The organism is Streptosporangium sp. NPDC048886 (assembly GCF_055586905.1).
Genome location: NZ_JBVJHH010000006.1, coordinates 98,964 through 112,162 on the forward strand (window position 1 = coordinate 98,964; position 13,199 = coordinate 112,162).

11 protein-coding genes are annotated in these 13,199 nt (G+C 71.9%); 4 read left to right on the plus strand and 7 right to left on the minus strand.

Annotated elements, in window-relative coordinates:
* The first annotated feature begins 22 nt into the window (after nucleotides 1–22).
* From ACZ6R6_RS09135 to ACZ6R6_RS09145, 3 genes are all read left to right on the plus strand, one after another.
* On the plus strand, nucleotides 23–1,114 hold the full coding sequence (locus ACZ6R6_RS09135; protein ID WP_470091542.1) for an NAD(P)/FAD-dependent oxidoreductase: 1,092 nt from the start codon (nucleotides 23–25) through the stop codon (nucleotides 1,112–1,114).
* Nucleotides 1,115–1,199: 85 nt separating this feature from the next.
* Entirely contained in the window at nucleotides 1,200–2,114 is a 915-nt protein-coding gene (locus ACZ6R6_RS09140) for an LLM class flavin-dependent oxidoreductase (RefSeq protein ID WP_470091544.1), read from the plus strand.
* Nucleotides 2,115–2,329: 215 nt separating this feature from the next.
* The gene (locus tag ACZ6R6_RS09145; protein ID WP_470091546.1) at nucleotides 2,330–2,611 is read left to right on the plus strand and encodes a hypothetical protein; all 282 of its coding nucleotides are present in this window, start codon (nucleotides 2,330–2,332) and stop codon (nucleotides 2,609–2,611) included.
* A 42-nt stretch (nucleotides 2,612–2,653) separates the two neighbouring features.
* On the opposite strand, the gene ACZ6R6_RS09150 is transcribed toward ACZ6R6_RS09145, so the two are convergent.
* The 6 genes from ACZ6R6_RS09150 to ACZ6R6_RS09175 form a co-directional block, all read right to left on the minus strand.
* The gene (locus ACZ6R6_RS09150; protein WP_470091548.1) at nucleotides 2,654–3,577 is read right to left on the minus strand and encodes a formylglycine-generating enzyme family protein; all 924 of its coding nucleotides are present in this window, start codon (nucleotides 3,575–3,577) and stop codon (nucleotides 2,654–2,656) included.
* Between the two features lie 150 nt (nucleotides 3,578–3,727).
* Nucleotides 3,728–4,729 (minus strand): aliphatic sulfonate ABC transporter substrate-binding protein, encoded by a 1,002-nt coding sequence (locus ACZ6R6_RS09155; RefSeq protein ID WP_470091550.1) that lies wholly within the window; start codon nucleotides 4,727–4,729, stop codon nucleotides 3,728–3,730.
* Nucleotides 4,726–5,511 carry an ABC transporter ATP-binding protein gene (locus tag ACZ6R6_RS09160; protein WP_470091552.1) on the minus strand — a complete coding sequence of 262 codons (786 nt, stop codon included), beginning with the start codon at nucleotides 5,509–5,511 and terminating at the stop codon, nucleotides 4,726–4,728. The genes ACZ6R6_RS09155 and ACZ6R6_RS09160 overlap by 4 nt, the downstream gene beginning before the upstream one ends.
* A gap of 5 nt (nucleotides 5,512–5,516) precedes the next feature.
* Nucleotides 5,517–6,326, minus strand: a complete 810-nt coding sequence (locus ACZ6R6_RS09165) for an ABC transporter permease (RefSeq protein ID WP_470091554.1) — start codon at nucleotides 6,324–6,326, stop codon at nucleotides 5,517–5,519.
* Nucleotide 6,327: 1 nt separating this feature from the next.
* Nucleotides 6,328–7,833 carry a sulfatase-like hydrolase/transferase gene (locus ACZ6R6_RS09170; RefSeq protein ID WP_470091556.1) on the minus strand — a complete coding sequence of 502 codons (1,506 nt, stop codon included), beginning with the start codon at nucleotides 7,831–7,833 and terminating at the stop codon, nucleotides 6,328–6,330.
* Nucleotides 7,834–8,007: 174 nt separating this feature from the next.
* Nucleotides 8,008–9,195 carry an ROK family transcriptional regulator gene (locus ACZ6R6_RS09175; protein WP_470091558.1) on the minus strand — a complete coding sequence of 396 codons (1,188 nt, stop codon included), beginning with the start codon at nucleotides 9,193–9,195 and terminating at the stop codon, nucleotides 8,008–8,010.
* A gap of 317 nt (nucleotides 9,196–9,512) precedes the next feature.
* Here ACZ6R6_RS09175 and ACZ6R6_RS09180 point away from each other — a divergent pair, with 317 nt between their 5' ends.
* Nucleotides 9,513–11,975 carry a family 20 glycosylhydrolase gene (locus ACZ6R6_RS09180; RefSeq protein ID WP_470091560.1) on the plus strand — a complete coding sequence of 821 codons (2,463 nt, stop codon included), beginning with the start codon at nucleotides 9,513–9,515 and terminating at the stop codon, nucleotides 11,973–11,975.
* Nucleotides 11,976–11,981: 6 nt separating this feature from the next.
* On the opposite strand, the gene ACZ6R6_RS09185 is transcribed toward ACZ6R6_RS09180, so the two are convergent.
* Nucleotides 11,982–13,181, minus strand: a complete 1,200-nt coding sequence (locus ACZ6R6_RS09185) for an MFS transporter (protein ID WP_470091562.1) — start codon at nucleotides 13,179–13,181, stop codon at nucleotides 11,982–11,984.
* Between the last annotated feature and the right edge of the window lie 18 nt (nucleotides 13,182–13,199).

Consider the following 13,199-nt stretch of genomic DNA (forward strand, 5'->3'; position numbering starts at 1 on the left):
CTGTCGGTAAGGACGTGAAATCATGAGTCGTACGGTCGCGGTCGTCGGCGGAGGTTACGGGGGTTCGGCGCTCGCCAAGGCGCTGGACGCCGAGGCCGACGTCATCCTCATCGACCCCCGGGACGCGTTCGTCAACTCGGCGGGGTCCCTCCGGGCGCTGACCCAGCCCGACTGGGGAGGCAACATGTTCTTCCCCTACGACAGGTGGCTGACGCGGGGCACGGTGATCCGCGACCGCGCGGTCTCGGTGGACCCCGGCGGCGTCACCCTGGCCTCAGGCCGGCGCGTCGAGGCCGACTACCTGGTCCTGGCCACCGGCTCCAGCTACACCTACCCGGCCAAGCCCAACGCCGACTCCACCGGTGAGGTCCTGGAGGACCTCCGCCGCACCCACAAGGAACTGGCCGGCGCCGAGCGGGTGCTGATCCTCGGCGCCGGGCCGGTCGGCCTGGAACTGGCCGGGGAGATCAAGGAGGTCTGGCCGCACAAGCACGTGACCATCGTCGACCCGACCGAGCAGCACCTGGCCGACTTCCGGCCGGAGCTGCGCGAGGACCTGTACCGCCAGCTCGACGGACTGGACGTCCGGCTACGGCTGGGCACCGGCCTGGCCGCGCCGCCGCCGACCGAGCCCGGCCACGCGCACACCTTCACCGTCACCACCACCGGTGGGGAGGAGATCACCGCCGACATCTGGTTCCGCGCCTACGGCGGGCGCGTCAACAGCGACTACCTCGCCGACGGCCGCCTCACCCCCCGAACCCCGCAGGGACGCGTCCCCGTCACCGAGACCCTCAACGTCCGCGGCTACGACCACGTCTACGCGATCGGCGACATCACCGACGTGCCCGAGGCCAAGATGGCCGGATACGCGATGCAGCACGCCGAGGTGGTGGCGCGCAACATCGCCGCCCACCTGAACGGTGAGCGGCCCACGGCCGGCTACCGGCCCCTGCCCCACCCCATGATCCTGCTCCCGCTCGGACCGCGTGGCGGCGTCGGCCAGCTGCCCACCCCCGACGGCCCGGCCGTCGTCACGGCCGAGACGGTCTCCCAGTACAAGGGCGCCGACCTGTTCACCGGCCGCTTCACCGAACAGTTCGGCGCCGACTGAAGCGCTGGGACACACGGAATACCCCCACCTCGGCCGCAGCGGACCGAATGGTGAACCATACCCCTGGAAAGAAAGGCAGAGACCATTGTCTGTTCAAGAAGTCGTCTTCGGTTTCGGCGCGCACAGCGGCGTCGACCAGGCGCCGGAGTTGCTGCGCATGGTCCAGCAGGCCGACCGTGACGGGCTCGACCACTTCTCGCTGTCGGACCATCCCTACATCGGCGACCGTCTGGACGCCTACGCCTCCCTCGCGTTCATCCTCGGGCGTACGCAGCGCATCTCCGGCTTCGCCAACGTCACCAACCTGCCGACCCGGCCCGCCCCCATGCTGGCGCGGACGGTGACGTCGCTGTCGGCGCTGTCCGGCGGCCGCGTCGTGCTCGGCATGGGCGCGGGGGGGCTGTGGGACCGGATCTCCGACATGGGAGTGCCGCGGCTGTCACCGAGCGATGCGGTGGACGCCTTCGAGGAGGCGATCGTCCTGGTCAAGGCGCTGTCGGGCGGCGGCCCGCCGGTCACCTACCAGGGCCGTCACTACCGGGTGGAGCAGATCGAGCCGGCTCCGGTGGCCGCGCCTCCCGTGTGGACCGGATCGGTCGGCCCGAAGTCCCTGGCCGCCACCGGCCGCGTGGCCGACGGCTGGATCCCCGGCCACGCGGCGGATTGGCTCAGCGAGCGGTACCGGACGTCACGGCCGGTCATCGACGGAGCGGCGGCCGCCGTGGGCCGCGACCCACGCGAGATCCGCACGGTCTTCAATCTCCCCGGACGCGTCACCGACCGGCCGCTGCCCGCCACGCGCGACCGCGACGGCCGCTGGATCGGCGGCTCCGTCGATCAGTGGGTCGAGGAGTTGACCGGTGCCGTGCTGGAGCACGGCGCGTCGGGCTTCACGCTCTTCTCCGCCGGTCACGGCGCGCCGGACCCCGTCCTCCTCGGCCGGTGGGCCGGCGAGATCGCCCCGGCCGTACGCGGCGCGATCGCGGAGGAGACCGGCTGAACCGCACTCCGGCTCCTTGCGGACGGCGTCGGCTCCTTCAGGACGGCCTCGGCTTCGGCCTCGGTGCGGATGCCGGCCCAGACGGCCGCCTTGAGCCGTCGGCCCGGGCGATCCGGCCTCGGCGGCTCCCATGGGGTCACCGGCTGCCCGGGAGTGCTCCGGAGGGGAGGCGCGGATGGCATCCTGGAAGGACCGCGATCACGAGGAGCCCAGTTATGACCCACCCCTTCGGCACGCAGCCCGCGACCCGGCACACCCCTCTCAGCGCGGAGGAGAGGGTCCGGGCCGAGGCGAACTTCGTCCCCCTTGTCGCCCAGCGACTCGTCGCCGACGGACGGTTCAGGGTGAGCGCCGACACGCCGGAGATGGCGGAGCTGTTCCAGGCGGTCGCCCGCAGGGTGGGTGACCAGCTCGGACGGCCTGTGGTCAGCTACGCCAACGGCAGATACATCGTGATCGCCTTCGGCCAGGAGGAGACCCCCGGCCTCGCCGGCTGAGGCGCCCGCTCAACGCGGGGGTGACCGCCAGGCGTCATCCGTTCAGACCTTCTGCGGCACGCACGCGGAGACCATGCGGAAGCCGATGTTGCCGGCGCTGCTGTCGGGGGTGTTACGGGTGCGGGCGGCCACCCGGTAGCGGTTGCAGTAGGAGTCGTGACACATGTGGGAGCCGCCCCGCATCACCTTGGCCCCCTCCCCCGCGGCCCAGGAGTCGGCGCACCACTCCCACACGTTGCCCACGCAGTTGTGCAGGCCGTACCCGTTGGGGGCGTAGGCGTCGACCGGCGCCGTCCCCCGGTGGCCGTCCTCGGCGGTGTTGCGGGTCGGGAAGTGGCCCTGCCAGATGTTGCAGCGGTGCTCGCCGTCCGGGGTCAGCTCATCCCCCCAGGGGTAGCGCCGCTGCTCCAGGCCGCCGCGGGCGGCGTACTCCCACTCCGCCTCAGCCGGCAGGCGCCCGCCGGCCCAGGCGCAGAACGCCACCGCGTCGCTCCAGGACACGTGCACCACCGGATGGTCCCAGCGCCCCTCCAGGTCCGAGTCCGGCCCTTCCGGATGGCGCCAGTCCGCTCCGCTCACCCCGCACCACCACGGTGTCTGCGGCGGGCGCGGTGACACCCGCCGCAGGGTGCCCGGCAGGAACCCCGCGAACACGTACGACCAGCCGAAGCGCTCGGCCTCCGTGAGATGGCCGGTGGCCTCGACGAACCCGGCGAACCGGGCATTGGTCACCGCGTACCGGTCCACCGCGAACGGCTCCACCGCCACCGGGCGCACCGGCCCCTCGGCGTCCTCGGGGAAACCGTCGGCGTCCTCGGCGCCCATCAGGAACCGGCCGCCGTCCAGCGCCACCGCCTCCCGGTGCCATCCCGGTACGGTCACCCCGTCCGGCGTCTGCGGCCGGCCGATCGGCGCCACGGCCGGGGCCGGCAGGTCGCCGCGGCCACCGCCACAGCATGAGGGCATCGCTCAGTCCTTTCCGATGTGCCCGGGCACGTCCACGGGTGTCCCCGTGGGCGGGGACGCCCCGCCGCCCCGCCGCTCCGCGCGGCCCCGGCCGGCGGGCCGGGCCGCGGAGGCCCCCGGCCGACCGTGGCCGGCCGGGGCCGCCCGGCCTCATCCGGAGGCGGCCGAGCGGTACAGGTCGGCGGTGTAGTAGGTGGCTGGATCGGGGGATTCGGTCAGCTTACCCATGGTGACGAAGATGTCGGCCAGGCCCTTGTACCAGCCGGCGACCGATCCGTCCTCGGTCAGCCTGACCAGCTCGGCGGTAGGAAGGATCTTGGTGACGGCGGAGGCGCCCTTGAACTGCTCGGCGGGGGCCTTGACGAACGCCGCGGTGAGCTGCTCGGCCTCGGCGGTGTGGGCCGCGACCCAGTCGTTGGCCTCCTGGATGACCTTGAGCACCTTGGTGACCGTCGCCGGGCCGTCCTTGACCAGTTCGTTGCGGGCGACGAAGGAGCTGGGGAAGCTGAGCTCGGGGTAGTAGTCCTCGCTCTTGGTCAGCTCGACCAGGTCGGGGGCGTTCTTCTTGATGGTGTCGATCAGCGGGTACCAGATGGCCGCGGCGTCGATCTGCCCGGAGGAGAAGGCGGTGACCACCGTGCTCGGGTCCATGTTGACCTTCTCGACGTCCTTGCCGGTCAGCCCCGCCTTCTTGAGCGCGAGCTCCAGGATCATGTCGCCGGAGGTCCCCTCGGGCACGCCGATCCGCCTGCCCTTCAGCCCCGCGACGGAGGTGATGCCGGAATCGGCGTGGGTGATGACGCGGTCGGCCTGGCCGAGCATGTTGGGTGCGATGATGCGGGCTCTGCCGCTGGCCGGCAGCCAGGCCGCGCCGGAGCCGATGTAGCCGAAGTCGATGTCGCCGGAGCCGAGGGCCTGGATCTGCAGGGGGCCGTTGGTGAAGACCTTCAGCTCGGGCTCCAGGCCGTGCTTGGCCCACAGTCCCTGCTTGTCGGCCGCGGCGAGTACGGCGGCGCCGGAGAAGTCGGCGATGTAGCCGAAACGCACCTTCTCCGCCCCCGCTCCGCCGGCGGACGAGCCGCAGGCGGCGACGGGGAGCACAAGGGCCAGCACCGCGGTGAGGACCGCGGCCAGCCTGCGGGGACGCCTCATGGTGAGGTCCTTTCCAGGGGGGTGGGCTGGTGGTAGACGGAGTGCCAGACCTGCCCGCGGAGCTCGGCGAACTCCGCCGACAGCCGGATCTCCTCCGTACGCGGGTAGGGGAGGTCCACCTCGATGACACGGTGGACGCGGCCGGGTCGGGCGGCCATGACGATCACCCGGTTGGCCAGGTAGACCGCCTCGTCCACGTCGTGGGTGATGAACAGCACCGTGCGCCGTTCCCGGCTCCAGGTGTCCAGGAGCCGGTCCTGGAGCTGCACCCGGGTGAGCGCGTCCAGGGCGCCGAAGGGCTCGTCCATCAGCAGGACGGTGGGGTCGACCGCGTAGGCGCGGGCGATGGCGCAGCGCTGCTTCATGCCGCCCGACAGCGTCTTGGGGAGCGCGTCGGCGAAGTCGGTGAGCCCGACCACGTCGATGAAGTACTGTGCTCTGGCGCGCCGCTCGGCCGCGCCGACTCCGGCGATCTTCAGGCCGAACTCGACGTTCTTGCGGACGCTCATCCAGGGGAAGAGCGCGTACTGCTGGAAGATCACTCCGCGCTGCGGGCTCGGTCCCCGCACGGGGACCCCGTCGACCAGCACCGAGCCCTCGGCGGGCTCCAGCAGGCCGGCCGCGACGTTCATCAGCGTGCTCTTGCCGCAGCCCGAAGGCCCGACGACGGTGACGAACTCGCCGTCGGCGATGTCCAGATCGACGTGGTCGAGCGCGGCGAAGTCGCTTCCGCCGAGGTCGAACCGGTGCGAGATCCCGCGGAACTCGATCTTGGGAGCCACCGCGTTCACCTCCGTTCCTGCCAGCTCGTCAGGCGACGTTCCGCGAGCAGCAGGGCGCGGTCCATGACGAGCCCGACGAGGCCGATGACGATCAGTTGGACGAAGATCGTGGGAAGGTCGTAGTAGAGCTGGGCCTGCTGCATCCGGTAGCCCAGCCCCTCCTGCGCGGCGATCAGCTCGGCGGCGACCACCGTGGCCCAGGAGGCGCCCAGGCCGATGCGCATGCCCACGAGGATGAACGGGGTGGAGGCCGGCACCACGACCCCGGTGAAGACCGTGCGGTCCCTGGCGCCGAGCACCCGGGCGGCGTTGATCAGGGTGGAGTCGACCGAGACCACCCCCTGGAAGGTGGAGACCACCGACGACAGGAACGAGGCCAGGAAGATCACGAAGATCTTGGGGGTCTCCCCGATGCCCATGAGCACGATGGCGAGCGGGATGATCGCCAGTGGCGGCACCATGCGGAAGAACTGCAGCCAGGGCTCGACCAGCCCGCGCACGGGCCGGTACCAGCCCATCAGGAACCCGACCGGTACGGCCAGCGCCACGCCGAGCACGAAACCGGTCAGGACCCGGCGCAGGCTGGCCAGCAGATCACCGGGCAGCGTGCCGTCGCCGATCGACTGCACGGCGCGCTCGACGACCGCGACCGGACCGGGGAAGCCCTGGATCCCGCTGCCCGCCAGGACCACCCACACCAGCAGCCCCAGGATGCCCGACCCCGCGGTGAGCGCCAGCGTCGAGCGTGTCCCGCCTCCCCCCCGCCCCGCCCCGGGCGAGGTCCGCGCGGCGGACCGCTTCTGCACGACGGTCATCTCAGGCCACCTCGTCGGCGACGCCGTCGACGTCGGGGGCGCGCTCCCCGCCGATGTCGGCCATGTAGCTCATCCAGGTGTAGGCGGGGTCGCCGCGGCGCAGCAGCTCCCGATAGAGCCGCGCCGTCAGGTCGCGCCGCACTTCGGCGTAGGCGGGGGCCTCGTAGACGTTGTGCAGCTCGTGCGGGTCGGCCTCCAGGTCGTAGAGCTCGTGCACGCTCTCGGGGTTGAACACCAGCTTGTGGCCGCGGTCCCTGAGCATGCGCTGGGAGTAGGGGAAGTGGTGGCCGTGGAACTCGGCGACCACCTGTGAGCGCCCGTCCACCCGCTCCCCGTTGACCAGCGGGAGCAGGCTCCGGCCGTCGCAGGGCTCCTGCGGGGGCAGCCCGGCCAGGTCGAGGACCGTCGGGTTGAGGTCGATCAGCGTGGCGAACTCGTCGACGGCCCGCGGCGGCGCGCCGGGGACGCGGACGATGCCGGGGATGCGATAGATGTCCTCATACATCGCCGGGCCCTTGTCGTTGAGCCGGTGGGCGCCGGTGAACTCGCCGTGGTCGGCGGTGAACACCACCGCGGTCTCCTCCCACAGCCCCAGCTCTCGCAGCGCGCCGAGCAGGCGGCCGACCTGGTCGTCGATCATCGTGACGTAGCCCCAGTAGACCGCGATCAGCTTGCGCCAGGCGTCGGCGTCGAAGTGGTCGGCCGACCAGTATTCGGCGTAGCGGCGCTGCACGTCCGGCTTGCCGGCGAAGGTCTCGGCCATCGAGGCGGGCAGCGGCACCAGCTCGGGGTCGTACATGTCGTAGTACTCGTCGGGGATCAGGTACGGCAGGTGCGGGCCGTACCAGTGGCAGGAGAGCACGAAGCGGCGGCCGCCGTCGTGGAAGTCGCGGGCGTAGCGTTCCAGCAGCTCCAGCGTGCGGTCGGTGAGGAACGCCTCGACGGTCGCCTCGGCCGGCTGCCGGAGCCGGCCGGCGATCAGGTGGCCGCGCCCGGAGTCGTTGGGCGCCCGGCCGAAGACGGCCTCGCGCACCGCGAACGGCGGGTGGCCGTGCTCCTTGAGCCAGCGCTCGTAGGAGGGGTGGTGGAAGGGGTTGAGCGCGCCCGGCAGGTGTTCGCCGTCCATGTCGTAGAACTCGGGGCCGCGCTCACGGCCGATGTGCCATTTGCCGACGTGGCCCAGGTTGTAGCCCGCGGCCAGCAGCGGCGCCGACAGGACGGGGTGGCCGTCGGCGACCTCGTCGCGGGCGCCGCCGTTGCGCTCGGGGTTGACCAGCAGGCCGTGCCTGAAGGGGTGCAGGCCGGTGAACAGCGACGCCCGCGCGGGGGTGCAGATCGCCGTCGGCGTGTAGAAACGGTCGAAGCGGGCGCCCTCCGCGGCCAGACCGTCCAGTGCCGGCGTGCGCGCCACGGGGTTGCCATAGCAGCCGAGGGTGTCGACCCGATGCTGGTCTGTCATCAGGAAGAGGACGTTGCGTGGGGTGGTCACACTCTCTCCGATCATCATTTATTCCCGAGGCTTTACATTAATGACCGCGAAAGAGTGCGGCAAGAGGCAGGACATGATCCTTTGCAGCGACCGCCCGTCCGGATGGTGCCTGCTCAGCCCCGGGTGGACCCGTCCGAAGGGACGCGTGGCGGCCCGGGACGGGAGCGTGGATCTTCCGGAGGGCGGCGGAAATCAGCCGCTGGCGGGGCGCAGGTGCGCGGGGATCGTGGGCTCCTCGTGGAGCAGGAGGGCGATGGCGCCCATGGCCGAGGCGTTCACGCCGAGATCGGCGGGGGTCACCTCGATGGCGCGGGGGGAGTTCGGCAGGGAGAGCCGGGCGATCGCGGCGCGGATCGGCTCCAGGACCAGGCTGCCGAGCGAGGCGAGCTCACCGCCCACCACCACGCGCTCGGGATCGAGCTGGACCACGGTGTCGGCCAGGATCCGTCCCAGGTCGGCGGCGGCCGCGGAGATCAGCTCGCACACCTCGGGGACCCGGTCCTGCGCCGCGCCGACCAGTGCGTCGAGGTCGGCGAGGCGGACGCCCCGCGCCGCGCAGGACTCCAGCAGCGCCCGGCCGCCGATACGCCGCTCCAGGCAGCCCCGGCTGCCGCAGTGGCAGGCGGGGCCGTCGGGATCCAGCGAGACGTGGCCGATCTCCCCCGCCGCGCCGTGCGCGCCCCGCACGAGCCGGCCGCCCACGATGAACCCGCCCCCCACCCCGACCGACCAGCGCACGTAGACCATGTCGTCGACCGACCGGGCCGCGCCCCAGGTGTTCTCGGCCAGCGCCGCCAGCCTGGCGTTGTTGTCGACCGCGACGCGCACGCCGAACTCCCGCTCCAGGCGCTCGGTGACCGGCGTGTAGCGCGCGGGCACGATGCCCGCGGGCAGGGCCGGGTCGTCCATGACCCCGACGAGGCCCAGCCCGATCGCCTCCAGCGCGCCGAGGCGCACCCCCCGCTCCCCGATCACCCGCCGGATCAGCCGCACCGCGGCCTCCGCCTGCTCGGTGACGCCGGCGTCCTCGGGGACGTCCTCCATGCCGGTGGCGATGATCTGGTGCGAGACGTTGGCCACGGCCAGGTGGACCCGGTGGCGGGCCAGGTCGAGACCGACGAGCTGGCCCGCCTCCGGGCTGAGCGCCACAAGCGTCGCGGGACGGCCGCGCCCGCGCGCGCCGGAGACGGGCGCCTCGATCTCGACGACCGCGCCCCGCTCGACCATCTCGGAGATGATCGCGAACAGCGTGGTGCGGGACAGGCCGGTACGATTGATCAGCTCGGTACGGCTCAGCGCCCCCGATGAGCGCAGCGCGTCGAGCACCGCCTCCTCGTGCACCCGGCGGAGTCGCTGCAGCGCGTCGGTGGGCCTGGTCATGGAGCCATGATGACGCCCCCTGACCAATATAGTCAACTCTTCGGAATAAATGGCGTCCAGATGGCACCTCCAGCCCGGGGCGCCGGGCCGGGGCCCCTGCTCCCTCGATATTTTCCGATCCCTTGATGGAAAAACAGTCACGCTGACAGAAGACCGCCTACCGGGCAGGCCGCGTCCCAGAAAGTGGACCACCACCCTGGCTATTTATGTCCCAAGCATTGACGTAATAGGGCGCGGCGCCCACACTCTGGCGTTACCGAGTGCCACATCGGAAGCACGCCCGGCCGGTACCGGGCGGATGCCGCGAAGGAGCCCCCATGCCGGATGCCCCGTCCCGTCCCCCCTTGCGACCACGACGCCGCCCGATCTCCGCCGCCCTGCCGGCCCTGCTCACGGCGGCCCTGCCGGCCCTGCTCGCCGCGGCGCTGCTGGCGCCACCGGGCGCCGCGCAGGCGTCCGCCACCTCCTCCCCCACCCCGGTCAACCTGGCCCTGGCCGGCACGGCCACCGCCTCCAGCGTCGAACTCGACCGCGGCGACTTCGTCGCGGCGCACGTCAACGACGGCGCCCCGGGCACCCGCTGGTCGTCGAAGTACCAGGACGACAACTGGGTGCAGGTCGCGCTGGCCAGGCCGGCCACGGTCGACCATGTCAAGATCTCCTGGCCCAACGCCTGTGCCCGTGAGTTCGTCCTGCAGACCTCGGCCGACGGCGCCACCTGGACCGACGTCGCCGACCTGCGGCGCGACACCTGTCCCCGGACCGACGTCATAGAGGTGAGGTCCAAGGACCCGGTGTCCTTCGTCCGGATGCAGGGACGCCAGCGCTGGGCAAGCTACGGATACTCGGTCTCGGAGTTCGAGATCTGGGACCTCCCGGCCGCGCCGCCCGAGCCGACGCTCGGCCTGCTGCCGGAGCCGGTGTCGGTCCAGGAGCACGGCGGCACGCCGTTCACCCTGCACGCCAACACCCGCATCGTCGCCCTCGGCGACGGCGCGAAGGCACCGGCGGATTATCTGGCCGGTGTGCTCCGCCGCTCGACCGGGCACCGCCTGCCCGTCGTCGGCCGGGGATGGGGGCCCGCGCCGATCGTCGTCGACGTCGGGCCGGGGAAGGGGCCCGCCGGTCACGAGGCCGAGGGGTACACGCTCACCGCCTCCGCCGACCGCGTCAGGATCGGCGCCGCCACGCCCAACGGCGCGCTCAACGGCGTGCAGACGCTGCGCCAGCTGCTGCCCCAGTGGGTGGAGTCCGACACCGTCGTCGCCGCCGACTGGACGGTGCCCGCGGTGACGATCACCGACTACCCACGCTTCGAGCACCGCGGCGTGATGCTCGACGTCGCCCGCAGCTTCTACCCCGTGGGGGAGGTCAAGGCCACCATCGACGCCGCGGCGCAGTTCAAGATCAACCGCCTCCACTTGCACCTGACCGACGACCAGGGGTGGCGCATCGCGATCGACGACCCGCGGGACAACCCGTCCGGCATCGACTACGGCCTGCTCACCGGGGTGAGCGGCGCCACCGCGATGACGTACAACGCCAGTGGCCAGCTGATGGGCACCGAGCTGGGCATCACCGGCCACTACACGAAGGCCGACTACGCCGAGATCATCCGTTACGCCGGCGAGAACGGCGTGACGGTGATCCCCGAGATCGACATGCCCGGCCACACCAACGCCGCGCTGCACGCGATCCCGCAGCTCAACACCCCCGGTGCCCGGCCACGGCCGCAACCGGGGCAGGCGACCGTGCCGCACAACGGCACCGGCTCGGTCGGCTACTCGTCGTTCGACGCCGGCAGCGACGTGACGTACGAGTTCGTCAGGCACGTCCTCGCCGAGATCGCCGAGATGACCCCGGGGCCGTATCTGCACATCGGCGGCGACGAGGCGCATGTCACCGACCACGCCGACTACACGACGATGGTCGACGCGTTCACGCGGGACGTCGCCTCCCTCGGCAAGACCGTCGTCGGCTGGAACGAATACGCCGGGACCGCGCTCCCGCAGGGCAAGGCCGTCGTCCAGTTCTGGAACGGCAACCGCAACGCCGTGGCCGCGGCGGTGAACAACCGTGGCGCCAAGGTGATCCTCTCCCCCGCGGCCAACACCTACGTGCCGCAGAAGCAGGACTCCCGCCAGCCTCAGGGCGGCACATGGGCGTGCGGCGGGCCGTGCGGGCTGGACCGCCACTACAACTGGGATCCCGGCACGTTCATCCCCGGCATCCAGGAGAGCAGCGTGCTGGGCGTCGAGTCGGCCCTGTGGGGGGAGTTCATCCGGCGCGTCGGGCAGGCGCAGTACTACAGCTTCCCGCGGGTCATCGCCACGGCCGAGGTCGGCTGGAGCCCGCAGTCGCGGCGCGATCACGGCGACTTCACCACGCGCCTGTCCAAGGTCGGCGGCCGGCTGACGGTCCAGGGGACGAACTTCTTCCCCACCGCCGACGTCGCCTGGCGGATGGACGTGCTCGGCGCGCCGACGACCGCCAGGAGCGGCGAGCCGGCCCGGGCCACCTGGACCGTCACCGCTCCGGGACACGCGTCCGGCGACCTCACGGCCACCGTCACCTGGAGCGACGGGGTGGAGGAGGACGTCGCGTTGACGACCGCGCGCCCGGCGAGCATCCCCGGCATGCAGGTCAACGACGCGTTCACCGCGGAGTCCGGACGCGTCTTCGACCGGCCGGGGAAGTACACCGGGACGCTCTCGGTCCGCGTGCCCGGCCGATCAGCGGTCGAAGGGCGGCTGACCGTCACCGTCGGCGACCACGACTGACGTCGATCAGTCCCGTACGGCCCGGCCGGCGGCGGCAGCGGTCAGCACCATGAGGACCGCGATCGCGCCGCCGAGCACCATGACGGCCGACGGGGAGGCGGCGTCCACCACGACACCTCCGAGCAGGGCACCGATGGCGATGGTGGCCTGGAAGGACGAGGTGAACAGGATGGAGGCCGCCTCCGTGGCGTGCGGCGCCGAGGTGGAGAACCAGATCTGCGAGCAGACCGGGACGGCGCCGTAGGCCAGTCCCCACACGACGAGCAGCACGACCGCACCGATGTCTCCCGTGCCGAGGACCGGGAGCAGCAGGGTCGCGCCGGCGAGCATGCAGCCGCTGGTGATGAAGGTGGCCCGCAGGCGGCGGGTCACCGTCACGCCCGCGATGAAGTTGCCGACGATGCCGGCGACGCCGTACACGAGCAGGAACGCGGTGATCAGGTCGGGGCTCACCCCGGTGACCTGCCGCAGGAAGGGGGTCACATAGGTGTAGGTGCCGAAATGGGCCGTCACTACGAGAAACGTCAGAACGAGCCCGACCCGGACGCCGGGACTGCGGAACAGGCCGCCGAGGACCTTCAGCCGCGTCACCTGGACGGCGGGCAGCGGCGGCACCAGCACGATCAGCGCGAGGAGCACCCCCAGCGCCAGCACCCCCATGACGACGAAGGCCGTCCGCCAGCCCGCGAGGTGCCCGATGAAGGTGCCCGCGGGCACCCCGAGCACGGATCCCAGCGGGACGGCGGAGAAGATCACCGCGGTCGCGGTGCCGACCCGCTCCGCCCGCACCAGCCGTCCGGCGAGACCGGCGCCGATCGACCAGAAGCCGCCGATGACCAGCCCGACCAGGACCCGGGAGACCACCATGACCCAGTAGGCCGGCGCGGCGGCCGCGAGGAAGTCGGCGACGGCCAGCAGGAGCATCAGGGCGCACAGCATCAGGCGCCGGTCGAGCCGTCCGGTCGCGACGGTGACCACCGGGGCGGCGACCGCGGCCAGGACGCCGGGGACCGTCATCATCAGGCCCGCCGCGCCGTCGGAGACGTCGAAGCTGGACCCGATGGGCGTCAGCAGGCCGATCGGCAGGATCTCGGCGGTGACGATCGAGAAGATCCCCAACATCACTGAGACGACGGCCAGCCAGCCGATCAGCGGTGATCGCGTCGGAGCGGCGGCAGGGGCGGTAGGGGAGGTGATCGTGGACATGCGCCCAGTCCAGCAGCC